22 protein-coding genes are annotated in these 25153 nt (G+C 68.5%); 17 read left to right on the forward strand and 5 right to left on the reverse strand.

The features are described from left to right. The first annotated feature begins 11 nt into the window (after positions 1 to 11). From OXI49_09615 to OXI49_09675, 13 genes are all read left to right on the forward strand, one after another. A complete protein-coding gene (locus tag OXI49_09615) occupies positions 12 to 1943 on the forward strand; it encodes a cytochrome ubiquinol oxidase subunit I (GenBank protein ID MDE2690757.1) in 1932 nt (643 codons plus the stop codon). After that, a complete protein-coding gene (locus OXI49_09620) occupies positions 1940 to 2425 on the forward strand; it encodes a cytochrome c (GenBank protein ID MDE2690758.1) in 486 nt (161 codons plus the stop codon). Before OXI49_09615 ends, OXI49_09620 begins: the two co-directional genes overlap by 4 nt. Before the next feature lie 118 nt (positions 2426 to 2543). Further along, the gene (locus tag OXI49_09625) at positions 2544 to 3362 is read left to right on the forward strand and encodes a c-type cytochrome (GenBank protein ID MDE2690759.1); all 819 of its coding nucleotides are present in this window, start codon (positions 2544 to 2546) and stop codon (positions 3360 to 3362) included. Further along, the gene (locus OXI49_09630) at positions 3362 to 5140 is read left to right on the forward strand and encodes a c-type cytochrome (GenBank protein MDE2690760.1); all 1779 of its coding nucleotides are present in this window, start codon (positions 3362 to 3364) and stop codon (positions 5138 to 5140) included. The genes OXI49_09625 and OXI49_09630 overlap by 1 nt, the downstream gene beginning before the upstream one ends. A gap of 69 nt (positions 5141 to 5209) precedes the next feature. Then, positions 5210 to 7381, forward strand: coding sequence for a universal stress protein (locus OXI49_09635; GenBank protein MDE2690761.1), 2172 nt, complete (start codon positions 5210 to 5212; stop codon positions 7379 to 7381). A gap of 57 nt (positions 7382 to 7438) precedes the next feature. Beyond that, entirely contained in the window at positions 7439 to 9214 is a 1776-nt protein-coding gene (locus OXI49_09640; GenBank protein MDE2690762.1) for a hypothetical protein, read from the forward strand. Positions 9215 to 9216: 2 nt separating this feature from the next. Then, the gene (locus OXI49_09645) at positions 9217 to 10113 is read left to right on the forward strand and encodes an amidohydrolase family protein (protein ID MDE2690763.1); all 897 of its coding nucleotides are present in this window, start codon (positions 9217 to 9219) and stop codon (positions 10111 to 10113) included. 70 nt (positions 10114 to 10183) lie between these two features. After that, complete coding sequence (locus OXI49_09650; GenBank protein ID MDE2690764.1) at positions 10184 to 11557, forward strand: MFS transporter; 1374 nt, start codon at positions 10184 to 10186, stop codon at positions 11555 to 11557. 4 nt (positions 11558 to 11561) lie between these two features. Next, the gene (locus OXI49_09655; protein ID MDE2690765.1) at positions 11562 to 12473 is read left to right on the forward strand and encodes a GNAT family N-acetyltransferase; all 912 of its coding nucleotides are present in this window, start codon (positions 11562 to 11564) and stop codon (positions 12471 to 12473) included. A gap of 24 nt (positions 12474 to 12497) precedes the next feature. Next, the gene (locus tag OXI49_09660) at positions 12498 to 13376 is read left to right on the forward strand and encodes a P-loop NTPase (protein MDE2690766.1); all 879 of its coding nucleotides are present in this window, start codon (positions 12498 to 12500) and stop codon (positions 13374 to 13376) included. A gap of 12 nt (positions 13377 to 13388) precedes the next feature. Then, positions 13389 to 13868, forward strand: coding sequence for a PCP reductase family protein (locus tag OXI49_09665; protein MDE2690767.1), 480 nt, complete (start codon positions 13389 to 13391; stop codon positions 13866 to 13868). Positions 13869 to 13886: 18 nt separating this feature from the next. Next, entirely contained in the window at positions 13887 to 15257 is a 1371-nt protein-coding gene (locus OXI49_09670) for a radical SAM protein (protein MDE2690768.1), read from the forward strand. Between the two features lie 28 nt (positions 15258 to 15285). Next, the gene (locus tag OXI49_09675; protein ID MDE2690769.1) at positions 15286 to 15936 is read left to right on the forward strand and encodes an SUMF1/EgtB/PvdO family nonheme iron enzyme; all 651 of its coding nucleotides are present in this window, start codon (positions 15286 to 15288) and stop codon (positions 15934 to 15936) included. A gap of 270 nt (positions 15937 to 16206) precedes the next feature. Here the strand turns inward: OXI49_09675 and OXI49_09680 are convergent, their stop codons facing one another. From OXI49_09680 to metG, 3 genes are read right to left on the reverse strand one after another with little or no spacing between them, the layout of a single operon-like run. Then, on the reverse strand, positions 16207 to 17178 hold the full coding sequence (locus OXI49_09680; protein ID MDE2690770.1) for a D-glycerate dehydrogenase: 972 nt from the start codon (positions 17176 to 17178) through the stop codon (positions 16207 to 16209). Then, positions 17175 to 18413, reverse strand: coding sequence for an ABC transporter ATP-binding protein (locus tag OXI49_09685; protein MDE2690771.1), 1239 nt, complete (start codon positions 18411 to 18413; stop codon positions 17175 to 17177). The genes OXI49_09680 and OXI49_09685 overlap by 4 nt, the downstream gene beginning before the upstream one ends. Continuing rightward, positions 18394 to 20049 carry a methionine--tRNA ligase gene (gene metG / locus OXI49_09690; protein ID MDE2690772.1) on the reverse strand — a complete coding sequence of 552 codons (1656 nt, stop codon included), beginning with the start codon at positions 20047 to 20049 and terminating at the stop codon, positions 18394 to 18396. Before metG ends, OXI49_09685 begins: the two co-directional genes overlap by 20 nt. Positions 20050 to 20178: 129 nt before the next feature. On the opposite strand from metG, the gene OXI49_09695 reads away from it, so the two are divergent. From OXI49_09695 to OXI49_09705, 3 genes are read left to right on the forward strand one after another with little or no spacing between them, the layout of a single operon-like run. Beyond that, positions 20179 to 20796 (forward strand): RNA polymerase sigma factor, encoded by a 618-nt coding sequence (locus tag OXI49_09695; protein MDE2690773.1) that lies wholly within the window; start codon positions 20179 to 20181, stop codon positions 20794 to 20796. Beyond that, positions 20793 to 21491, forward strand: a complete 699-nt coding sequence (locus OXI49_09700; GenBank protein ID MDE2690774.1) for a hypothetical protein — start codon at positions 20793 to 20795, stop codon at positions 21489 to 21491. The genes OXI49_09695 and OXI49_09700 overlap by 4 nt, the downstream gene beginning before the upstream one ends. Continuing rightward, positions 21488 to 22108 (forward strand): hypothetical protein, encoded by a 621-nt coding sequence (locus tag OXI49_09705; GenBank protein ID MDE2690775.1) that lies wholly within the window; start codon positions 21488 to 21490, stop codon positions 22106 to 22108. The genes OXI49_09700 and OXI49_09705 overlap by 4 nt, the downstream gene beginning before the upstream one ends. A gap of 68 nt (positions 22109 to 22176) precedes the next feature. Here the strand turns inward: OXI49_09705 and OXI49_09710 are convergent, their stop codons facing one another. Together OXI49_09710 and OXI49_09715 are read right to left on the reverse strand one after the other, a co-directional pair. Continuing rightward, a complete protein-coding gene (locus tag OXI49_09710; protein MDE2690776.1) occupies positions 22177 to 23100 on the reverse strand; it encodes an LLM class F420-dependent oxidoreductase in 924 nt (307 codons plus the stop codon). Positions 23101 to 23132: 32 nt separating this feature from the next. After that, entirely contained in the window at positions 23133 to 23906 is a 774-nt protein-coding gene (locus OXI49_09715) for an SDR family NAD(P)-dependent oxidoreductase (protein ID MDE2690777.1), read from the reverse strand. Positions 23907 to 23984: 78 nt separating this feature from the next. On the opposite strand from OXI49_09715, the gene gshA reads away from it, so the two are divergent. Then, complete coding sequence (gene gshA, locus OXI49_09720) at positions 23985 to 25139, forward strand: glutamate--cysteine ligase (GenBank protein MDE2690778.1); 1155 nt, start codon at positions 23985 to 23987, stop codon at positions 25137 to 25139. Positions 25140 to 25153: the final 14 nt, after the last annotated feature.

Here is a 25153-nt window from a genome sequence, read left to right on the forward strand (position 1 = left end):
CCGGGGAACAGATGACCAGAAACAGGATCCTCTTCGGCATCGGCGTTCTCGCCTTCGTCTCCGTGATCGTCACGGTGCGTCTGGGCGGATTCCTCGTGGACAACGAGTACCGCCAGCCGGAGCGGCAGGTCGCCGCTCAGGAAGAGCAGGGCGAGGCCGAGCTCACGCCGCGCCAACAGGGCATCGTCGACGAGCAGGCCGCGGACGAAGCCGAAGCGAGGGCCAGACCCTACGAGGAGGCCGAGTACCGGACGGTCCCGTTCGTTGGCAGCCGGGTCACCGTCTGGGTGCTGGCGCAGCTCCATCTGCTGTTCGCGGCGTTCGTCCTCGCAGTGCCGCTGTTCGCCTTCATCATCGAGTTCGTCGGCTACGTGAAGAAGGAGGAGCGCTACAACAAGCTCGCGTACGAGTTCACGAAGCTCCTCTCCGTCTCGTTCTCGATGACCGCCACCTTCGGGGCGTTCCTGACCTTCGGGCTGATCATCCTCTACCCGAAGTTCACGAACTACCTGATGCACATCTTCTCGCCGACGTTCCTGCCCTACGTCCTGCTGTTCTTCCTGGAGGCGCTGTTCCTCTACAGCTACTACTACGGCTGGGGCAAGTTCGGGCCGAAGATGCACCTGTTCCTCGGCTTCATGCTGAACATCGTGGGCACCGCGATCATGTTCATCGCGAACGCCTGGCTCACCTTCATGATGTCGCCCGGCAGGCGCGACGACGTGGACGGCGACGGTGTGCCCGACTTCGTCTCCGCTGTCTCGGAGAGCGGCGCCCTCCTGAGCCTCCGGGACGCGTTCTTCAACTTCACGTGGATGCCGATCAACATCCACCGAATCATCGCCAACGTCGCGTTCGGCGGCTCGATCGCCGCCGCCTACGCCGCCTTCCGCTACCTGCAGGCGAAGACGGACGAGGAGAAGGCCCACTTCGACTGGATGGGCTACGTCGGCAACTTCGTCGCCATCATCGCCTTCCTCCCCCTGCCCTTCGCGGGCTACTACCTGGCCGCCGAGATCTACGCCTTCAGCCAGACCCTGGGCATCCAGATGATGGGCGGCACCTTCTCCTGGCTGTTCGTCATCCAGGCGGCTCTCATCGGCAACCTGTTCCTGGGCGCGAACTACTACCTCTGGCTGGGAATGGGCCGCATGGAGGGCGGCGTTCACTTCCAGAAATTCATCAAGTGGTTGCTGATCGCGATTGCCCTCTGCTTCGCCGTCTGGGCGACGCCGCGCTACGCCATCTCATCGGTATCCGAGATCGCCGCGATGGGCGGCAGCAGCCACCCGCAGCTTTCCTACCTGGGGCAGATGTCGGCCAAGAACACGGCGGTCAACATCCTGATCCTCTCGACCTACATGAGCTTCCTGCTCTATCGGCGGACCGGTAGACAGTCGGTCCATCCGCACCGGCAGCTACTAACCCGCGCACAGGCGATCGTCTTCTCCTCAGCGGCGGCGCTGGTCATCTTCTACGGCGTCTACGGCTATTTCGTCGACTCGGCGACGCGCATCCGCTTCGCGATCCCGCAGGTCTACTCTGTGCTCGCGGCGCTGGTCGTGATCACGGTGATCGACCTGCCCCTGTACCGCAACGCCACGCAGTCGGGCGAAACGAAATGGGGCAAGATCCCGGCGGTATCGCAGTATGCGCTGATCTTCATCGCGCTCAGCTTCACCTGGCTGATGGGACTGATGGGCTACGTCCGCTCCGGGCTGCGCCAGGAATGGCACGTGTACGGCGTGGTCCTGGACACATCCCCGGACGCCTACACGCCTACCCTGGGTTTCGCGACCCAGGTCGTTTCCGTCACCGTTCTCATCTTCTTCGGCCTGCTCGGCGTCGTCTTCTGGCTCAGCAGCCTTGGCGGCAAGAAAGACTGGGAGCCCAGGACTCCGGCTGACGGCGGCGGGCGCCTCGAAGGGGGCCAGGCGGCATGAAGCTGAGCGTCCCGATGCCGGTCCGCCTGGTCCTGCTGGTGGTGGGCACCACGGCCTTCTACATGTACCTGGGCCAGATCGTGCCGCAGAGAGAGGCCCACCCGCCGCCGCCCGTCCTGATCAGCGCCGAGATGACGACGGAAGATCTGGTCGCGGTCGGCGCAGAGCTCGCCAGCGGAAAGGGACAGTGCCTGGTCGGCTGCCATACGGTCGGACAGAGCGGTCCGCTCCGCTACCCGGACCTGGACGGAATCGGCGCCCGAGCCGCGACCCAGATCGAAGGGCTCTCCGGCCTTGAGTACCTGGCCCAGTCCCTCTACGAACCGGCGGCGTTCATCGTTCCCGGCTTTGCGGATGGAATGCAGGCGATAGACCAGCCGCCGATCAGCCTCTCGGAAGACGAAATGAAAGCGGTGATCGCCTGGCTGCAGAGCCTTGGCGGAACGCCGACCGTGACCCTCGAAACCGACCTCGGCTACTGATTCCAGATTTCAGAAATTTCTGAACGAATGAGGAACATCCACGAACACGTAGCTGTTGTCCGGATTGACTGCTCCCCAGGCGGTCAGTTCACAGCCCCCCAACCACTAGGAAGCGATCATGTGGGGACTTAACCTTCCCGTTGTTCTCGCACTGGCCGCCATTGGCGGAGTGCTCGCCTGGCGGCGGGCCAACACCCTCGTCTGGCTCCTCTATACCCTGGGCGCCCTGTGGGCCTTCTTCAGGTTCGGCTTCGCCGTGCCGATCCCGCAGTCCGTCGCAACGATCTACCTGGGGATCACCGGGCTCGCGCTGGTCTGCTACGCCTCTTCCAGCCGTGAGCGATTGGCGGAGACGGTCCAGCCGATCAAGCGCCTGATTCTCGAGCCTCGTTACCGCCTGGCCCTGGCCGGTCTTCTCGTCGCGCTCCCAGCCCTGGCCGCCTACAACGTCTACGCCGACCTGACCGTTCCTCTCGAGGCGCCAGGCTTCGGCAGGGAGGTCCATCCGCCGCCGCCCACGGAGATGACCGTCCACGACGAGACGATCGACATGGCAACGGCCGAGAATCCGTACCTCCACTACAAGCACGACGATCCGGAGTTGTACGCGAAGCACCTGGAGAACGGCCGCCGCGTCTACTACGAGAACTGCTTCTGGTGCCACGGAGACGGCATGGGAGGCGACGGCATGTTCGCCCACGGCCTGAACCCGGTGCCCAGCAACTTCAACGACGTCGGCACGCTGCCGATCCTGCAGTCCTCCTTCGTTCAGTGGCGGATCGCCAAGGGGGCCCCCGGCCTCCCCGCCTCGGGAACTCCCTGGGACAGCGCCATGCCGGCCTGGGAGAAGTTCCTGACCAACGAGGAGATGTGGGACGTCAACCTGTTCATTTACGACTTCAACGGTTACGAGCCGCGCGCCCTGGGGCAGCACTGATGACCGGACACGTCATGGGACGCACTCAGGCTGCGGCAACGCTCGCCGCCGCCGCTCTGCTAGTGGCTCTACCGGCCAGCGCCCAGGTCGACCTCGGCACCGAGGAGCAGCGGGCGGCCGGCAAGGTCGTCTACGACAAGTACTGCGGCCAGTGCCACGGCGACACCGGCGACGGCAACGGCTACGCCACGCCGCGCGTCCAGCCGAAGCCGCGCGACTTCACGACCGGCACCTACAAGTTCCGGACCACACCGAACGGCATGCTGCCGACGGACGACGATCTGCGCCGGATCATCGAAATCGGCGCCCCCTACACCTCGATGCCGGGCTGGCCGAACCTGACCAGCGCTGAGATCGAGAACGTCATCTACTACATCAAGTCCTTCTCGCCCGACTTCGAGAACCCCGACCGCTACGGCGACCCGATCGACATTCCCCGGCCGCTCGAGTCGACCGAGGAGTCGGTCGCCCGCGGCCGCGTGGTTTACGAGGAGCAGGGCTGCGCCGCCTGCCACGGCGAGGTCGGACGGGGCGACGGTCCCTCGGCGCCGACCCTGGTCAACGACAAGGGCGACCCGATCAAGGTCGCCGACCTGACCCAGCGCTGGACCTACCGCGGCGGCCCAACCAAGGAGGACATCTACCGCACGTTCTCCACCGGGCTGAACGGCACGCCCATGCCCTCCTACGCCGACTCGCTCGAGGTCGAGGATCGCCAGCACCTGGTGAACTACGTCTACTCGCTCGGCGACGGCGACGACCCGAACTACGGAACCCTGATCACGGCCGTCTACTCGGAGGAGCCGATCGATCTGCAGGACGGGGAAACACTCGACGCGCTGTTCGGATCCGCGCCGACGACCCGGTTCCCCCTGGTCGGCCAGATCAGCGAACCAGGGCGCAACTTCTTCCCCTCCGTGACCTCGATCGAGGCCCAGGCGATCTACAACCGCGACGAGATCACGTTCCGGGTCCGCTGGCACGATCTGCGCGCCGACACCTCGGGCCGCAACAACCCGAGCCTGGAAGTGCCGATGTGGGACGAGGACAACGGCATCGGCGACGATTCGGGCGACGACGGGAGCGACTCCGACGACTTCTTCGGCGACTTCGGCGGCGAGGAAGCGCCCGCGGAAGAGGACTTCTTCGGCGATAGTGGCGACGATTTCTTCGGCGATAGCGGCGACGACTTCTTCGGCGCCGCCGACGCAGGGCCCTCCGGCGCCGAGTTCTCCGACGCCGTGGCGCTGCAGTTCCCGGCCTCACTGGCCCCCGCGGAGTCCCCCGAACTCAAGCCGTACTTCCTGTACGGCGACGCACAGAACCCCGTCGACCTCTGGTTCGTCAACCTGACCTACGGGGTCGCCGACACCTTCCGGGGCCGCGGCAGCGATGCGATCGAGCCGACCGAGGCGGACATCGTCGAGGCGGTGACCTCCTACGACCAGGGCGCGTGGACCGTGACCTACAAGCGGCGCCGCTCGTCGCGAGCCGGCGTCAGCTTCGCCGAAGAGCAGTACACGCCAGTCGCCTTCAGCGTCTGGGACGGCTTCAACCGCGAACGCGGCAACAAGCGAGCGCTATCGTCCTGGTTCTACGTCTACACCGAGCCGAGCGTCGAGCAGGCCGTGGCGGGTCCTGTGCTCCGCGCCGCCCTGATCGTGCTCGCGATCGAGCTGCTGGTCGTCTTCCTGGTTCGCCGCCGGGCCCGCCAGCAGGCGGCCGGCGAAGGGACCTCGGGCGCCAGCCTCACCGCGACCGAGGCCCCCGCCGTCTGACCCCCGAACTCTCCCGGCACAAGCAGAATCTCTCTGACCCGACACTCCGTCAACACAAGAGACAGCACCATGTACAAGACGATCTACGTCCCCGTCGACAACTCGGACTACTCGAACCAGGCGATCGCCTCGGCGGTCGAGCTGGGCCGCAAGTTCGACTCCACGATGGTCGGCTGCCACGTCTACGCGGCCAGCATGCACGACTACCGGTTCAAGCAGATGGAGTACACCCTGCCGGACGAGTACCTGGAGGAGACGGAACTCGACCGCCAGCGGAAGATCCACGACTCGCTCATCACGATGGGCCTGGAGCTCATCTCCGAGAGCTACCTGGAGCCGATGAAGGCGGTCTGCGACGACGCCGGCCTCGAGTTCGAGCCGAAGATGATGGACGGCAAGCACCATGTCGAGATCGTGCGCGACATCCGCGACTCCGGCTACGACCTGACCGTGCTCGGAGTGATGGGCATCGGCCGCGTCCGCGACACGCAGATCGGCTCGGTGTGCGAGCGCGTCGCCCGCACCGCCGACCGGGACGTGCTGGTCATCAAGCGTTTGCCGGCGAAGGCCGGGGCGACGAACGGGAACGGGAACGGGAACGGCCACCAGGCGGAGGCCGAGGCCGACGGCCGCGACACGATCCTGGTCGGCGTCGACGGCTCGCCCCAGTCCTTCGGAGCGCTGATGACGGCGATCGACCTGGCGAAGACCTTCGGCAAGAAGGTCGAGGCGATCTCGGTCTACGACCCCTATCTCCACTACTCGGTGTTCAAGGGCGTCGTCAACGTGCTGACCGAGCGCGCGGCGAAGATCTTCCGCTTCGAGGAGCAGAACCAGCTCCACGAGGAGATCATCGACACCGGTCTGGCGCAGATCTACCAGTCCCACCTGGATGTCGCCGAGACGATGGCGACCGAGGTCGGCGTCGAGTTGACGAAGACGCTCCTCGACGGCAAGGCGTTCCAGAAGGTCCTCGACCACGCCCGGAAGATCGATCCCTGGATGCTGGTCATCGGCCGGGTCGGCGTCCACAGTGACGAGAGCGAGACCGGCCTCGGCAGCAACGCCGAGAACCTGCTCCGCGCCTGCCCCTGCGACCTGCTCCTGACCACTCGCCTGGAGCACCCGGAACTCGACGTCAAGGCCGAGGAGAGCATCCGCTGGACCCCCGAAGCCGAGGAGCGTTTCAAGCGGGTTCCCGAGCAGGTGCGCGGCATCGCCCGCACCGCCCTCTACAGGCTGGCGGTCGAGCAGGGACACAGCGTCATCTCAAGCGACGTCCTCGACGAAGCGATGGACCGCTACATGCCGAAGTACACCGCCCGCGAGACGGAGGCCCTGGCCGAGAAGATCGCCCTGCAACTCGCGCGCAGCCGGCCCACCTTCATCTGCCGCAAGTGCGGCGTCACCTCGGCCGAGCCGAATCCCGTCCGCTGCGGCGTCTGCGGCAGTGAGTCCTTCGAGCAGATCACCGAAGAGATGCTGGAACGGATCGCCGAAATGGAAGGCGGTCTCGAGGTCGAGACCACCTACGACGGCCGCAAGCTGAAGTGGACCGCCGACGCGCGCCTGGCGCTCAAGACGATCGAGGACGCCTACCGCCGCCGCCGCGCCAAGGCCCGGATCGAGAAGAAGGCGCGGATGAGCAAGCTGCCGACCGTCACCTTCGAACTCGCCCGCGTGATGATCGAGGACGAGACCGGCGAGCCGGTGACGATCGAGGCCCGTGAGCAGGCGACCGAGGCCAACGGCAACGGCGCCGCCGAGACGTCGGCCGACGAACGCAAGCTGATCGCGCGCGACGACGACCGCGTGCCGCTGCTCTCGAACCACGAGTGGACAGCCGAAGCGGTCGAACGCATTCTTCGGGTTCCTGCCGGCTTCATGCGGGACCGGACCCAGGAGCGCGTCGAACTGGTGGCCCGCGAAAAGCACGTCTCCCGGATCGGCATCAAGACGGTCGAGGAGGGCATCGAGCTCGGCCGCGAGCTGATGGAGCAGATGATCGCGGCCTACGAGATCGGCCAGGGCGATGGAACCCAGGCAAGCGCGGTGGCCGAGGCGGAAACCAGGGCCGCGACCGCGGCCGGCAGATGCCCCTTCTCCGCTCTCGCCGAAGCCGGCGCAAGCGAAGCCCAGGTCGAGGCGGCCAAGGACGCGAAGGCCGGGAACTACCTGAACGAGGTCGGCCTGATGTCGGCCCTCGACGAGAAGCGCAAGGCCGGCGAACCGGAAGCCTGAGTGCAGTCTCCGCGGTGGTCCTGGCGTCGGTGGGCTGTGTCCCGCTGCCTGCCGGCGGTGCCGCTCCTCGCGGCGACGGCGTGCGGAAACAACGTCGAGGAAGTCGCGGACGTCGTGCTCGCGCGACACGTCCACACGGACCTCTACGACGCCTACCCGGGCATCCCGTCGCCTGCCGGCGACCGGGTCGTGTTCGCCGACTTCGCCGCGGGCGCCAGATCGCTGACGGTCTACGACGTCGCCACCGGGGTCGGCCGCGTGTTGACGACGACGCCGGCGGAACGGTTCCGGGTGACCTGGTCGCCCGACGGTTCGCGCGTCGTCTACGTCGACCGCCGGCCCGAAAGTCACGGGGTCTGGACCCTGGAGCCGAGTACCGGCCAGGAGACTCGGATCGTGGATCCCGGGGACGCGCGCGTCGACCATCCGCGACTGCTGCCCGACGGAACCGTGACCGCTCTTCGACACGCGGGCGCCGACACCGCGTGGGTCGCGTATGCGCCGGGAGCCGGCCCCGCGACCGTGCTCGTCGACCGCGCCGGGGGGTGGGCCGCGCCCGTTCGCTCTCCCGACGGGCGCTCGGTCGCGCACCTTCTGGTCGCGGGCGGGTACCGCGCGGACCTGGCCGTGACGGAGGTCGCGACGGGCGAGACACGCACGCTCGCCGCCGACTTCCGGTTCGGATGGGACAGCCGCGTGGAGTGGTCCCCCACCGGAGACGCGCTCTATCTCGCGGCGGCGGGGCCCGACGACTCGCTCCTGGTCGGCTGGCGCGTGCCGCTCGACGGCGGCCCGCCCGAACGGCTGACGCACGGTGACCGCGACGTGCTCGCGGCCACGCCGCTGGCCGATGGTCGCGTCGCTCTCAGCGTGTACCACACGCGCACCGCAGTGGGCCTCGTTCCGGTGACCGGAGGAGAACCTACCGAGGTGACGACGGCAAGCGGCACGAGCGCCTTCCTGCCTTCCTGGCGCCCCGACGGAGGGGCGCTCGGTTTCACCACGTTCTCCTGGCGACGCCTCCGCATGCCCATCGACTTCGACCTGGGCGCCGTCGACCTCGACGCGGAGGGCGTCCCGACGGGTACGGTCCGGACGCTCCTCTCGGAGGAGCACGAGGACTACGGCGCCGCGTGGTCGCCCGACGGCCGGTGGCTCGCCTTCCACGGACACCTGGAGCAGAGCGACGACATATGGCTAGTCCCGGTTGACGGGAGCGAGCGACCCACACGACTCACGCGGTTCGGACCGGGCGCCGACACCGGCGAGCCGGACTGGCGCCCGGACGGGCGGGCGCTCGCCTTCAGCAGCCACGGCCCGCCGCTCGAGGAGAACCCGGGGTCCGTGTACACGATCGCCGTCGATCCCGCGACGGGGCTCGCGCTCGCCGACCCCGTCCGCGTCCCGCTCGACGGCTTCCAGGGCTATGCGATGGGCGCCCGCTACTCGCCGGACGGCGAGCGGCTGGCCTTCTACGGACGCTCGTTTGAGGACGGACGCGTCACCGTCTACACGGTGCCGGCCGCGGGCGGGACCCCCACGGCCGTTCTCTCCTTCGCCAACGGCGAGCCCTACAGCGCGCCCGAGTGGAGCGCCGACGGCGCGTCGCTCTTCTACTCGCGCAACGATCGCTTCGGGCCCTTCCAGGTGTGGCGGGTGGCTCTCGCCACCGGCACGACGGAGCAGGTCACGACCGGCGCGATCGGAGCCCTCCAGCCGAGCGTGAGCCCGGACGGCCGCACGCTCGCGGTCACGATACGCGAGGCCGCCATCGAGGTCGTCGTCCTCGCGGCGGGCAGCACAGGCGTCAACCCGGAACCGAATCAGGAGTGAGCATGGGCAGACCAAGGGACATCGGCGTCGTGGACCTGTTCCTCGACATCCCGGCCGGCGGCGCCGGCATGGGCATGGAGGCAGTGCGCCGGCTCAGCCGCGACCGCGGGACGGAGGACTTCTCCCACCATCCGGCCCAGTACCTGTTCAAGGATGCGGGACGGCGCATGGACAGGCCCTGGACGGCAGCCGACGTCGTTGCGATGATGGACGCGTTCGGCGTCCGGATCGCCCAGATCGGCGTCAGCGGCCAGAACCCGGAACCGGCGCTCAAGGTGTTCGAAGAGTTCCCCGGGCGTTTCTTCGGCGCCGTCGGCGTCGATCCGAACGCCGGCATGGACGGCGTCCGCGCGCTAGAGGCGACTGTCAACCTCCACCCCGCCATCCGCGCCGCGTCGGCCGCGCCGTGCCTGGCCTACCCCCAGGTGCCGATCGACGACAAGCGCTTCTACCCGATCTACGCCAAGTGCGTCGAACTCGACATCCCGATCAACATGCTGGTCGGGGTGCCGGGGCCGCGAGTCCCCTACAAGTGCCAGCATCCCGGTCTGCTCGACGAAGTCGCCTGGTTCTTCCCCGAACTCCGGGTCGTCATGCGGCACGGCGGCGATCCCTGGACCGACCTCTGCGTCAAGCTGATGCTCAAGTGGCCCAACCTCTACTACTCGACCTCGGCCTGGGCGCCCAAGCACTACCCCCGCAACGTGATCGAGTTCGCGAACAAGCGGGGACCGAACAAGTTCATGTACGCGGGCTACTTCCCCGGCCTCTCCTACGAGCGCATCTTCACGGAGATGGACGACCTGCCGCTGCGGGACCACGTCTGGCCGAAGTTCCTGCGCGAGAACGCGGCAGAGGTCTTCAAGCTGGACGACCTGCTGGGGCAGACCGCCGGTTAGTCGAAGGACAGGCGCTCGCCACTTCTCGGCGAGCGCCCGGATCGCGGGCCGGAAGGCCCGCGCTACGACCATGACGTGGACGCCACCGGCCAACGCTCCCTTCCACGGCTGGAAGATCATCTTCGTTTCCTTCCTGGCGCTCTTCGTCTCCATCGGGTTCGGTTTCTACTCGTTCAGCGCCTTCTTCGTCGCCCTGACCTCCGAGTTCGGCGGCGGCAGGACCGGTGTCGGCATCGGCGTGGCCGTCTTTGGCATGACGAATGGCCTGGTGGCGCCGTTCCTGGGCCACGCCCTGGACCAGGGCCACGCGAAACGGATCATGACCGCAGGCACCTGGCTGCTGGCCCTGGGCCTGCTGTTGACCGCGACGGTCCAGAATCTGATCCAGTTCTACCTCGTCCTCGGCACCTTCCTGGCCCTGGGAGCGGCGCTGATCGGTGGCGTGACCGCCTCCACCCTGGTCGCCAACTGGTACGTCCGCCAGCGCGCCATGGCTCTCGGCATCGCCACGATGGGCATCTCGCTCTCGGGCGTCGTCATGGCACCCGTGGCGACACGGCTGATCGACCTGATCGGCTGGCGCGGTACGTTCGTGCTCTACGGCGCGCTGACGCTGCTCTTCGTCCTTCCGGCCGTCCGGCGCTGGGTGATCGACCGCCCGGAGGACATCGGCCTTCACCCCGACGGGGCAGCGACCTCCCTGGCCGGCGAGTGGACCGCGGCGCCCGCGGCCGGGGAGGGACCGGTGGGCGTGGAACCGGTAACGCCCCTGCCCACGGCCGACGGCGCTCCGCCCAGGCGCCCACGGCTGGAGTGGACGCAGCCGCTGGCGAACCGCAACTTCTGGGTCATCGTCCTCGTCGTGTCGATGTGCTTTTGCGCCAACTCCGCCATCCTCACGCACATCATCGCCCACGCGACGGACCTGGGCTTTCCGCCCGTCGACGCTGCCTTCTGCCTGTCCACGATCGCTGCCATGGGAGTACTGGGCAAGGTCGTGTTCGGCTGGATCAGCGACCGGCTCAGCAGTCGCGGCGCCGTGTGGCTGGCGGTCAGCCTGATGGGCTCCGGCGCCGGCGGTCTGCTGGGGGCCGAGAGCTATCCGGCGGTTCTCGGCGCCGTCGCCGTCTTCGGACTCGGCATGGGCGGCATCATGCCCTTGTGGGGAACGCTGATAGGAGCCTGCTTCGGCCGCCGCTCCTTTGGCCGGGTGATGGGCCTGATGAGTCCCATGCTGCTGCCGATCCAGGTACTCGGCGTCCCCTTCGCGGGCTACGTCTACGATCGTTTCCACAGCTACGACCTGGCCTTCACCACGTTCGTCGGCTTGTACGCCTTCTCCATGGTGACCCTCCTGCTTCTCCGAGTCCCCGCACGGGAGCCGAGCGGCTCCGCGGCTTCCCCTACCGGCCTGACGACCGCCGCGGCGCCGCCAACGGAGTAACGGGGTGACCGCCTACCGTTTCTGCCGTTCGGACGACGTGCCCCTCATCGTCGACGCCTACGAGCGCTGCAACGTCGGCGCCGGCGCCCGGCCCTGGCGCATGACGGTGGACCACATGAAGCGCCTGGGCCGTGAGATGAACCTCTGGACCAGCAGTTGCATGGTCGCCTTCGAAGGATCCGACCCGATCGGCGTCCTCATCGCCGCGAAGCGGGAGCCGATCGCCAGCCTGGTGCTCCACGTCGCCGTCCACCCGGACCACCGCCGCCGGGGTCACGGCCGCCACATGATGACTTCGCTGAGCCAGAAGATGGCCATCCTCGAACCGACCCTGATGCTCGTCGAACTACCGGAAGACGACGCCCTCGGCCGCCGCTTCTTCGAAGCCTGCGGATTCACAAGGCGGGACGTCCTGACCGATTACACCTGCGCGGCCGAGGCGCCGGCCGGCGGCGTCGACCCGGTCGGTGGCGTCGACCTGGTCGCCGATGTCGCCGCCGCCGAGCTTGTCTCGCAAGAGGACTTCGAGGCCGTCCCGGAGCTCGACCGCTGCTGGCAGCGCGCTCCTCAGAGCATCCGGAACCTCCGTGACCGGCCGCAAGGTCTTGCGATCGCCACCGATCGGGACTTCGAGGCCTACCTGCTCCACCGGGGCGACGGCGACGCGGATAATCCCCTGCCCTTCCTGGCGACCCCGCCGCCGGGGACACCGCTTGAGGTGCTCGCCCTCGGCGGCAAGACGCCCGTTCCCGCGCTGGTGCGCCCGCTATTCGCCGTCGCCTCGGACCATGCCGGGCGGTCGCTCCACCTGCCGCGGGTCCATCCGTCGGAAGTTCCTGCCGGCCGCCTCGAGGAGTACGGCTTCAGGCCCGGCTCCAGGACGATTCGCTACGAGAGCGACGCGGCTCCGGCTTGAGGACTTGGTACTCTCGCACCCGCGATGAAGAGCTACTTCGACCTGATCGATGACGGCGGTTCCGACATCGTCGGCCAGGTCGGCCGGCAGCGGGAACGCATCGCCGAGGCCCTGACCGGCGTCGAACACATCGTCGCCATCGGCTCCGGCAAGGGAGGCGTCGGCAAGAGCACCCTGACCATGCAACTGGCCCTGGCAATAGAGCGCCGCGGCCGCCGCTGCGCCGTGCTCGACGCCGATCTGAACGGCCCTTGCCAGGCGCGCCTCGCCGGCCTGGAGAACACGGCTCTGCTGCCGGGCGGGCGCGGCATGGCGCTGCCCCGCACCTCGACCGGACTCGGCGTCGTGTCGATGGGCTCCGCGGTGCCGGAATCGGAGGACCTGGACTTCGCCAGCGTCGCCCGCGGCGACTCCCATGTCTGGCGCGCCACCCGCGAGTTCAACCTGTTCCAACAACTGCTCGGGCTGGTCGACTGGGGGCGTCTCGACGTGCTCCTGGTCGACCTGCCGCCCGGCGCCGAGCGCACGCTCCAGTACGCCGAGGTCCTCGGACCGGGGGCCCGCTTCGTCCTCGTCTCCATCCCGACCGCATTGGCAAGAGGCGTCGTGGCGCGGTCGGCCGCCGCTCTGCGGCGAACCCCAAACGTGACTCTCGGCGTGATCGAGAACATGAGCGGCTACTCCTGCGAAGGCTGCGACGAGGTCAGGACCCTGTTCGACGGCTCTGCCGGCGCGACATCAGAGCTTGGACTCCCGGTGCTCGCTTCGATACCGTTCGATCCGCGATTGGCCGCGGCCTCCGATGCCGGCGACCCGGAGCTGCCGCGGGGGCCGGCGGTCCGCGCCATCGAGACCGCCGCCGACTCAATCCTGAACGGCCTCGCCGAGCGCCGGGCCGGCTGATCCGGAGACCCGATGAAGTTCCTCTGCGTACCCTGCGACGAGCAGATGAAGCTCAAGCACGCGATCGGCCCCGAGGGCGGCTCGGTCGCACTGGTCTACGCCTGCCCCGCCTGCTCAGCCGAGATGGCGATGATGACGAACCCACACGAGACTCAGGTGGTCGGCTCGCTCGGCGTGAAGATCGGCACAACGGAAGATCCCGAGACGGCCGCGGCCGCGTCGAAGTGCCCGTTCACCGGCATGCTGGCCGACATGGGCGTTCCGATGACCGGGACACGGGCCGGGGAGAACGCCAGCCCGGTCGAGAGCGGCAACGGCGGCCCGGAGGGCATTCCATGGACCGCCGAGGCCCGCGAGCGGCTCGCCAACATTCCGGACATCGTCCGCGCCTCGGCGGTCGCGGGTATCGAGAAGTTCGCCGAGGACCACGGCTACGAAGAGGTGGACGCCGCCGTCCTGGAACGCGCCCGCTCGTTCTTCGGCATCGCCTGACCTCGCCTGGAGTTACCGATGACGGTGTCACCCCTGGAGCGGCAGCCGAGCGTGAATCCGGCCGCCTTCGCGCGTCCGTACGTCATCTCCTGGAACCTGACCTACCGCTGCAACCTGGCCTGCGAGCACTGCTACCTCGACGCCGGCGGCAAGCCTCTGGTCCAGACCGCGAACTTCGCCGACCGCTCGGAGCTCTCGACCGACGAGTGCCGCAAGGTGATCGACGACATCTGCGAGTTCGCTCCCGAAGCCCTGGTCATCCTCACCGGCGGCGAGCCGCTGCTGCGCCGGGACATCCTGGAGATCGTGCGCTACGCGGCAGAGCGCGACCTCTGGGTCGTCGTCGGCAGCAACGGCGTGCGCATCACCGAGAACCTGGCCCGGATTCTCGCCGGCGAGGGAGTCCGCGGTCTCGCCCTGTCGCTAGACGCCCTCGACGCCGAGGTCCACGACGGCTTCCGGCGGGTTCGCGGCGCCTGGCAGAACACGGTCGACGGCGCCGGGCACCTGGCCACGGCGGGGTTGCCCTTCATCATCCAGACGACGGCCGGGGCGCACAACCGGGGTCAACTCGAGGAGATCGCCGAGTTCGCCTACAGCGAACTGGCGGCCCGGGTCTGGAACCTGTACTTCCTGGTTCCGACCGGCCGCGGCCAGTTCGTCTCGGACCTGTCACCGGCCGACTACGACGACGTGCTGGCCGCCCTGACGTCCATCCAGCGCAACTACCGCGGGCGCATGGTCGTCAACGCGAAGTGCGCGCCCCACTACGTCCGCCAGTTGCTCGCAGCGGACCCGGACTCGCCCTTCCTCAAGGCGTACGACGGCGGCGCCGGCGGCTGCCCGGCCGGAACCCACTACATGGGAATCCGACCCAACGGCGACGTCACGCCCTGCCCCTACCTGCCGGTGTTCGGCGGCAACCTCAAACGGTCGACGCTCTCGGAGCTGTGGAACGACTCCGACCTCTTCCAGTCGATCCGGCGCCGCAACGATCTCGGCGGCCGCTGCGGCTCCTGCGAACTGTCGACGGTCTGCGGCGGCTGCCGGGCGCGGGCCTTCGGAATGACCGGCGACCTGATGGCGGAGGATCCGCTCTGCACCCACGAGCCCGGCTCGTTCACCGCGGATCAACTGCAGGCGTTCGGCGACCGCACGGGGCTGGCCTCTCTCGCGCGCTACGGCGAAGACAGTTCGACCAGTATCGCCTGGGAGCCCGAAGCCGAGGCTCGCATGAAGCGGGTGCCGGCCTTCGTCCGCGGCATGGTCGTGCGCTCGGTCGAGTCCCACTGCCGCAAGAACGGGATCTCGACCGTGACCGTCGACGAACTCGAGTCGATCCGCGCCCGGATGCCGACGCCAAAGGTCTTCGGCAGCCGCCCTTCCTGAACGGCGCAAGCAGCCCGGGTTAGAGGTCGTGGCCAGCAGCAGCAACCCGCTGCCCCGCTCCTACGCCCACGTCCCGCGCACGATCCTCTGGCTCGTGCCGGGCGGCGAGGTCCCGATCGACGGACGAACGGTGACGGTCCAGCCCTTCTACCTCAGCAAGTGGCCGGTGACGAACGAGCAGTTCGAAGCCTTCGACCCCGACCACCGGCGATCCCCCCTCTCTTCCGGTGACCGGGATCTCGCCGTCGGCATCAGTTGGAACCAGGCCGACGCCTACTGCCGCTGGTACGCCGAGGTGTCACGCAAGCCGATGAGACTGCCGACCCGAGCAGAGTGGCTCTACGCATGCCTCGGTCACTCGACCCCCGACGACCAGCCGCCCTGGACCGCCACCCCGGAGGCCATCGACCGCCACTGCTGGCACGCCGGCAACTCCGACGGCCGCGTCCAGCACCCTGAGCACCGGCAGGCGAACGACTTCGGCCTTCACGGCATGCTGGGCAGCGTCTGGGAGTGGGTCGCCGAGGGTCCTGGCGACGAACGACGAGTCCTTTGTGGGGGTTCGTTCCGGCTCCTGCCACAAGAACTCCACCCCGCCCCGATAAAGCACGAAGCACCCGGTTTCGCATCCGACGAAACAGGCTTCCGGGTCGCCCGCTCTTTCCGCATCCGAGGCTAGACGACGACGTCCAGCCCGTGTGGGGTCAGGGCGAGGGGGTCCCGGTGGGCTGGAGCCAAGCGACTACCGACGACATCCCCTCCAGCACCGCCCTAACGGAGCGCAGGCGACCGAAGCGAACCCCATCCCCACATCCACCAAGCGGGGGTGAGCGGCCGTCCGGGACCCCCTCGCCCTGCCCCCACGCGGGCGGGTGACATCCGACCGCCCGAAGACGGCCGCTCGGACTGTGACGCGGGTGGCGCGAGAACGCGCCACCCGGGTTCGACCTCAGCGCGTACCGCGGACGACCGGCGTCGGCGGGTCTTCGCCGCGGTGCAGAGCGAGGACGTTGTCCACGGCAAGCTGGGCCATGGCCAGGCGGGTCGGGATCGAGGCGCTGGCGATGTGAGGCAACAGGACCGCGTTGTCGAGGTCGAGAAGGTCCGGATGGACCTCCGGTTCGCGTTCGAAGACGTCCAGACCGGCGGCCCAGATCGTGCCCGAGCGGAGTGCCTCCGCCAGCGCGGCTTCGTCGACGATCGGCCCGCGGGCCGTGTTCACGAGCACCGCGGTCGGTTTCATCCGGGCGAGTTCGTCCCGGCCGATCAGGCCGGGCGTCCCGTCGGTCAGCGGCAGGTGGATGGAGACGAAGTCGGCGGCGCCGAGCAACTCGTTCAGGTCGGTACGCCGCGCGCCGAGCTCGCGCTCGAGCTCCGGCCGGCCCCGTTCGTCCCAGTACAGGACCTCCATCTCAAACCCGAGGCGCGCGCGGCGGGCCACCGCCTCGCCGATGCGACCCATTCCGAGGATGCCGAGCGTCCGGCCGTGAACCTCCTGCCCGGTGAGCAGCATCGGCCCCCAGCGCCGGTAGCGGCCGGCACGCAGAAAACGCTCGGCCTCCGGCAATCGACGAGCCGCCGCGAGCAGCAGCGCGATCGCCAGGTCGGCGGTGGCGCCGTCGAGCACGCCCGGCGTGTTCGTGACCCAGATGCCGCGGGCCTCCGCCGCCTCGGTGTCGACGTTGTCGAAGCCGACCGCCATGTTCGCGACCATGCGCAGGTTGCTCGCCCGGTCGAAGAGCTTCGCGTCCATCCGCTCCGTGAGCAGGGCCAGAATCACGTCGGCGTCGGCGGCTGCGTCGAGCAGCGTCGCGCGGTCCAGAGCCACGTTCTCCTCGAGCATCCACGTCTCGATCCCCGGTTCCGCCCGCAACCGCTCGACCGCCGGCTCCGGAATCGGCCGTGTGACGAGTACCTTCATGAAGCGTCCTCCCCGGATACTCCGGACCGCCGACCATCGAGTTCCCACTCGTGCGGCACGTCGAACAGGCTCGGCTCAAAACGTCCGGCCTCGATCTCCAGCACGTTCGCTGCCACCTTGCGGTCGTAGACGTGCAGGGACTCCTCGTCCAGCAGGAACACGCAGGCCGAGTAGTCCCCCTTCGTCATCGGCAGCCGCGGCACCGTCACCACCGCCCGGTGGCTGCCTCGCCCCCTGACCGGCGAAAGGCCGGCCCGCTCGGTCGTGAACGCGCAGACCTGGACGCCGTCCGCGGTGTCGAGGCCCACCGCCAGGTGAAAGCCGAATTCCTCTTCCCGGCTCTCCCACTCGATCTCGAGGGCCCAGGGCTCCGAAGCCCGGCGCCGGGCGGCGCCGTGGGGCCGGATGGAGACGATTCGCGCCAGGGCGCTTGCCGGATCGGCTCCTCCATCGCTCTCCTGGACACTCTCGCCACTCTTGGCCATCAGGAACCGTTCGTACTCGCCGACCACGCGCAGCGCCGGGCCCGCCGCGGCCACTTCGCCCTGGCGGAGCCACAGCGCCTCCTGGCAGAACGCGGTGACGTAGTACATCGCGTGCGAGCAGAACAGGAGGGTGCCGCCTCCGGCGACGAAGGCCTGCAACCGGTCCATGCACTTCTTCTGGAAGTAGCCGTCACCGACCGAGAGCGCCTCATCGACGACCAGGATGTTCGGCTCGACCTGGACCGCGATCGAGAAGCCGAGCCGCATCGTCATTCCGGTCGAGTACGAACGCACCGGCTGGTCGATCGCCGGCCCCAGCTCACTGAACTCGATGATGTCGCCGGTCCTCTCCCTGAGCTCGCGTTCGTCCAGCCCCACGATCGCGGCGCTCAGGCGGATGTTCTGGCGGCCCGTGAACTCGTGGTGGAACCCCGAGCCGAGTTCCAGGATCGAGGCGACCCGGCCCTGGACGTCGAGCTTGCCCGAGGTCTGCCGGGTGACCCCCGCGACGATCTTGAGCAGGGTGCTCTTACCGGCGCCGTTCTCCCCCACCACGCCCAGCCCCTCCCCGGCCGGCAGTTCGAAGCTGACGTCGTCAAGCGCCCGAAACGGCATGTGGGCAGGCCGTCTCGTCACCGCCTCCCGCAGCCGCCCCCAGGGGCTGGCGTAAACCTTGTAGACCTTGGTCAGACGGTCTGCCGTGACCGCGGTGGCGGCGGCCGTCATCGCCTCACCCGGCACCGTCCTCACCCGAAGCCGCGATCATCGCCGCCACCTGCTCGGGCCGCACCCGCGTGAGCAGCGGCTCGAAGGGACCGATCTCGCGGTCGAGCAGCGGCGTGTGAACGTCCTCCCAGACCAGGGAACCCGTCCGCAGAAAGGACTCTGCCCGCCCGGCGATCGCCGGCACGACCGGCTTCAGGAACACGACCAGTTGCCGGAACAGCTCGAGGCCCGTGGTGCAGACGGCCTGCACTTCCGCGGCGCGTTCCGGATCGCGCGCCGCCTCCCAGGGCCGCCGCTCGTCGATGTAGCGGTTGGCGCGGTCGGCGAGCGCGATGACGCGGCGGAGCGCCCGGTTGTAGTCGCGGCCTTCGTAGAGCTCGGCGATCTCCTCGGCTTCCGCGGCGGCCGCCGCCGCCAGCTCGGGCGCGTCGAGCGCCGCCGCCAGCCGGCCGTCGAACTGCCGGTGCAGGAAGCCGGCGCAGCGGCTGGCGATATTCACCACCTTGCCGACGAGATCGGAGTTCACCCGCAGGACGAAGTCCTCCAGGTTGAGGTCGATGTCGGCGAGGCCGTTGCTGAACTTGGCCGCGATGTAGTAGCGGAAGGCTTCCGGATCGAGGTGCTCCAGGTATGTGCGCGCCATGACGAAGGTGCCGCGCGACTTCGACATCTTGCCCCCGTCGACGGTCAGGAAGCCGTGAACGAAGACCGAGGAAGGCGTACGGTAGCCGCCGCCGTGCAGCATGGCCGGCCAGAACAGGCAGTGGAAGTAGAGGATGTCCTTGCCGATGAAGTGGTACAGCTCGGCGTCGCTGTCCGGTCCCCAGAAGTCCTCGAAATCGACACCGTTCCGATCGCAGTACTGGCGGAAGCTGGCCATGTAGCCGATCGGCGCGTCGACCCACACGTAGAAGTACTTGTTCGGCGCATCCGGAATCTCGAAGCCGAAGTACGGCGCGTCGCGGGAGATGTCCCAGTCGCGCAGGCCGTCATCGAACCACTCGCGGAGCTTGTTGACGACCTCGGTCTGCAGACGGCCGTCGCCGACCCACTCCTCGAGGAGCTCGCGGTAGTCGGAAAGGCGCAGAAAGAGGTGCTCCGACTCCTTCTCGACCGGCAGGGCCCCGGTCACGATGGAACGGGGGTCGATCAGATCGGCCGGCGCGTAGGTCGAGCCGCACACGTCGCAACTGTCGCCGTTCTGGTCCTTCGCCCCGCAGCGCGGGCAAGTGCCCTTGATGAAGCGGTCCGGCAGGAACATCTCCCGCTCCGGGTCGTAGAACTGGCGCACCGTCCGCCGGTCGATCGATCCACGGTCGCGCAACCGCTCGTAGATTCCCTCGACCAGCTTGCGGTTCTCTGCCGAGTGCGTCGTGTAGTAGTTGTCGAAGTGGATCGAGAACGCCCGGTAGTCCTCCAGGTGCTCGTCAGCCAGCCGGACGATGAGCTCCTCCGGAGAGATTCCCTCGCGCTCGGCGCGCAGCATGATCGGCGTCCCGTGGGCGTCCTCGGCGCAGACGTAGTAGCACTCGTGTCCGCGCATGCGCTGCAACCGGCACCAGATGTCCGTCTGCACCGCCTCCACCAGGTGGCCCATGTGGATCGGGCCGTTAGCGTAGGGCAGGCCGCTGGTGACCAGAATGCGTCGTCGTTCGGGCATGGCGATCCCTCCAGCGCGGACGAAGCCCGGCGGAGACGGGAACAGGTGGGACGACGGATTATGCAGGATCCACGGGCGCCCCACAGGAAACTTCGGCAGGGCATCATGCGTCTTCCTGATCAGAGAACGATGGCCTCCAAGCGACAGTCGCGAGAACCCAACCCCGACCTGTTCCTCGCCCGGCGCGCCGCCGCCGGCCACGCCGACGCCTGGTCCGAGCTGATCGAACGGTACGGCCGGCGCATCTACAACATCGCCTTCCAGTTCGCCGGCAACAGGGCCGAGGCCGAGGACCTGACCCAGGAGATCTTCCTGCGCCTCTACCGCAACCTCGGCCGCTACCGCGGCGACGTGCCGCTTGCCGGCTGGACCCTCCGCCTGTCTCGCAACCTCTGCATCGACCACTACCGGCGGACCCGGACCGAACGACGGACGGTCGTGGTTTCGGAGGAGATTCTGAAGCACCAGGCCAGCGGCAGCGACCCGGCCGCTCGGGCGGAACGAAGAGAGAAGCTGCGCCTGGTCTACGGGGTCATCGAGGAGCTGCCGGAGCCCTTCGCCGAGATCCTGACGCTTCGCGATCTGCAGGGTCTGAGCTACGCGGATATCTGCGCGTTCCTCGACCTTCCGGAGGGCACGATGAAGTCCAGATTGCGGCGCGCTCGCCTGGAACTCATTCGCCGGATCGACCGCAGGCGGCAGGCCCTCGGTGACTCCACGCCGACCCGCGGTGGAGCCTATCGATGAGCCGCCAGCGTCAACCCAGGGCGACCCCTCCGGAGGCGGCGCCCGCGGAACGGATGCCGGGCATCGAAGAGCTTGGCGCCGACTTGCCCGTCTCCACCGAACTTCAGGCCGGACTGCTCGAGATCGCCGTCGGCGCGCCGCTCCACCGCGATGGCGAGGCGCGAGCCGCGGAGCTCGAGGCGCTGATCGGATCCGAACTCGAGCCGTCACCGGCTCTGCTGGAGCGGTTGCGAACGATCCCGGAACGCAACCCGGCGCACCGGCCCGCGGTTCCCGGCGCGCCGCCCCGGACGGCGACGGCGGTCGCCGCCAGCTACGTGCTCGCGGTTGCCCTGACCCTGCTTCCCGGCGACCCGGTGGCCGCCGGCCGCAAGGCCGCCGCGAACCTCGGCGCCGCGGCCGGCGAGCACGTGCTCGAGCCCGTCGCCGAAGCCGGCTCCTCGATGCAGGCGGGGGTCGCGCACCGTCTCGGCACCGTCCAGAATCTCCGCCCCCCGGTCGGCTTCTTCACCGACCCCCTGGTCCTGGCCACCGACCGCGTGAGCGCCTGGTTTCAGAGCGCGGTCGACTCGTCGTCCGAGGCCGCCCGCAAACTGGGCGGCCTGTGGCCATGGAGCGATACCGGCAATGACGACAGTCCTCCGCCCACGAGTGGAGACCGCCCACAAACCCCGACGGAGGGAACTTCCGCATGAGTACCGAGAGCGAACACGACCTGTCCCGGACCGACCACACCGACACCGCCGGCCATGAACAGGCTCACGTAGCGGACGCTCCGCCGCCACCCCAGGCCGGCGCCGACCAGACGTCTGCACCGCCGCCGCCGACGTCGACGCAGGGAAGCCTCACAACCCGCCACGTGATCAGCGTCATCCTCGCCCTCTTCCCCGGGCTGGGCCACATCTACAACGGTCTCTACCAGCGGGGGATCGTGCTCTTCCTGCTGGCGGTCGGTTCCATCTATCTCGCCACCGAGGAGGGCGTGATGGGAATGGTCGTGGCCTTCGTGTGGCTCTTCAACATGATCGACGCCTATCGGCAGGCCTCCCTGATCGAGCGCGGCTTCGCCACGGACCTCGGACTGCAGGACGCCCCGAAACCGCCAGCCAACGGGCAACTGGGCCTGCTGGCCGGTGCCGGACTCTTCATCATCGGCTTCCTGGCCCTGCTCGACTACACCTTCGGCTACGACATCGACCGGGTATGGGAGTACTGGCCCCTCGGCCTCCTCGCGGCCGGCGGCTGGCTGATGATCGGCGCCTACAGGCAGTGGCTGCGCAATCGCGACGAGGCGAGGGCGGCTTCCGAGTAGGCCGATCTCGGCCCGCAACCTGTCATGCGGCAATGGCTGCGCAACCGCGACGAGGCGAAGGCGGCGGCCTAACCCAACTCGGCCCGCAGCTTCTCGTGGAGCGCGGCGGCGCCGTCGATCATCGCTTCGGCCGTCCGGGCGCCTGCCAGGAACAGGCCGGTCAGGTTCAGGGCCACGCCGTCGAACCCCATCTCGCCAAGCTTCGAGGCGGCCGCGGCTACACGGTCGGGTTCCGTGTAGAAGGTCCGGTCGCTCTCGTTGCCGGGCCGCGGCGGCGGCGACACCTGCGCCTGGAACTCGAGCGTCGCCGGATCGCGGCCGGCTTCCTCGGCGTACCTGCGGACCGCCGCGATGGCCTGGGCGCCGTTCTCGAAGAGCTCCGGCGACGCGACTCCCATCCAGCCTTCGCCGAGCCGTCCGGCCCGGCGAAGCGCGGCCTCGCTATGGCCGCCGATCCAGATCGGCAGCGCTCCGCCTCGGGGCGGTTTGGGTTCCATCGCCATCGCTTGGAGCCGGTAGAACTCGCCCTCGAAGTCGATCGGGTCCTGGCTCCAGCAGGCGCGGAGCACCGCGATCGCCTCGTCCATGCGCCGGCCGCGGTTCCTGAAATCGTGGCCCAGGGCCTCGTACTCCGACTCCTGCCAGCCAACGCCGAGGCCCAGGCGCAGGCGGCCGCCGGACAAGGTGTCCAGGGTCGCCGCCTGCTTGGCGGTCAGCACAGGGTCGCGCTGCGGCAGCACGAGGACTTCGGTGCCAAGCCCGATCCGGGAGGTGCATGCCGCCATGTAGCCGAGGGTGGCGAACGCCTCCATGATCGGCATCTTTGCCGGATAGCGGTTCTTTTCCCGACCCTCCGTGTCATGGCCCATGACCACGTGGTCGAAGATGTCGAGCTGATCGAAGCCGATCTCGTCCATCGCGGCGGCAAGGCGGGCGATGGCCTCCGGTCCCTCGCGGTACACGACACTCGGAAACTCAAGGGCAAGCTTCATTCTCGGTGCTCCTGGGAAGGTGTCGGCGGCGCTTACGCGCCGGCCAGGAAGCGCTCACGCAGCCGTCTCATGCCGTTGAGCCAGCGGTCGTAGTCGGCCGTCTTGCGGCGCATGTACTCCTGAACCTGCGGGTGCGGCAGGATGAGGAACCGTTCCTGGTCGATCGCCCGAACGACGATGTCGGCCACCTCTTCCGCTTCCATCATTCCGTCGACACCGGCAACGCCGGGGCCCCTCGCGGTCATCGCCGTGCGCACCGCCTGCGGACAGAGGACCGAGACACGAATGCCGTCGTTGCCGTGAGTGATGGCGATCCACTCGGCCAGGGCCACGGCCGCGTGCTTGGTCACCGCGTAGGGCGCCGAACCGATCTGCGACAGGAGGCCGGCCGCCGAGGCCGTGCTCGCGATGTAGCCCTCGCCACGCTCGATCATCTTCGGCAGCACGGCGCGGGCCGCGAAGATGTGGGACATCACGTTGATCTCCCAGATGTTCTGCCAACCCTCGTCGCTCACCTCGACGCCGCCTCCGGTACCGATGCCGGCATTCGAGAAGATGAGATCGATGTCGCCGAAGGTGGTCTCCGCGCGGGCGACCATGTCCTGGACCTCGCTCTCGACCGCCACGTCGACCGTCACGGCGATCGCTGCGGCGCCGATCTCCTCCGCCACCGCCGCCGCGCCGTCGCCGTCGCGGTCGGCGACGACGACTCCCCGCGCACCGTCGGCGGCGAACCGCCGGCAGAGCGCCCTGCCAATGCCGCTGGCGCCGCCGGTGACGACGCAGTTCCTGCCCTGTATCTCCATGGGCGGCGATCGTAGCAATTGCTCGAACGAGCCGCAGGATGCGGCTAGAATCAGTTTCCTGACCGGCCCCGCAGCTAGATGACCGCAGACCAACTATCGCTGCACCGGCAGTTACTGAAGGGCCTCGAGGAGGAGGTCTACACCGGCACCGCCGACGGTCAAGTGCTCCCGCTCTCGGCCCACGTCAAGGCCGCGATGGACGGCTACACGACCGAGCCGGACGGCCGGAACGTCGAGTTCACGACGGCGCCCTACCGCAGCTACCAGGTCCTGATCGACCGCCTGATGGCAAAGCGCTGCGCCCTGCGCCGTTACCTGGAAGCCGAGCACGGCTGCACGCTGATACCCGGCGGCGCGCTGTCCCTGGCCGACCCGGATTCCTTCCATTTCTCCGACCCGGACAACCCCTACTACCGCTACATCCGGGACACGTACGGCAACCGGGTCGTGACCGCCTCGACCCACATCAACCTCGGCATCGACGAACCGGACGAGCTGCTCCGCGCCTACCGGGTGCTGCGGCTCGAGGCGGCGATCTTCCTGGCCCTGACCGCGGCGTCGCCCTTTCTGGCCGGCAAGCCGACCGGACAGCATTCAAGCCGCTGGCTTCGCTTCCCCCTGACCCCGGAGCGCGTGCCCTTCTTCCCCGACGCAGCCGCGTTCGCGATCTGGATGGACGAACAGCTCGAAACCGGCACGATGCAGAACCAGCGCCACCTCTGGCTCGGCATCAGGCCGAACGGGCCGGCGACACCCAGGGAACTGGATCGCCTGGAGCTTCGCATCTGCGACCGGATCAGCGATCCCCACATTCTGCAGGCGGTCACGGCGCTCTACGAGGCCCGGGTCTGGCAGGTGCTGGAACGGCCCGACCTCGATCCTCTGCGGGAACGGCCCTCAACGGCGCTCGAAGAGCTGGCCGCCGCCAACGAGCGCGCGGCCGGCACCGGCAGCCTGGACGCGGTCGCCGTGAACTGGGTCGACGGCAGGAGTCTCACGTTCAGGGACTGGACCCGGTCGATGCTCGACGATGTCGCCGAGACCGCGAATCGTCACGGCTTCGCTTCGCTCCTCCAGCCGATCGAGGCTGTCCTCGCCAACGGCAATCCGGCGATCCAGTGGCTGCGCCGGGTGGAACAGGGGGCGACGCCCCAGCAGGTCATCCAGGAGGCGATCGTCGAGCTGGCCGCGCTGGACCGGGAGTTTGACCCGAGCTGTCCCCTAGTCGCCTGACGGCAGCCTTCGCC

This window comes from Acidobacteriota bacterium (assembly GCA_028875725.1).
Lineage (GTDB): Bacteria > Acidobacteriota > Thermoanaerobaculia > Multivoradales > Multivoraceae > Multivorans.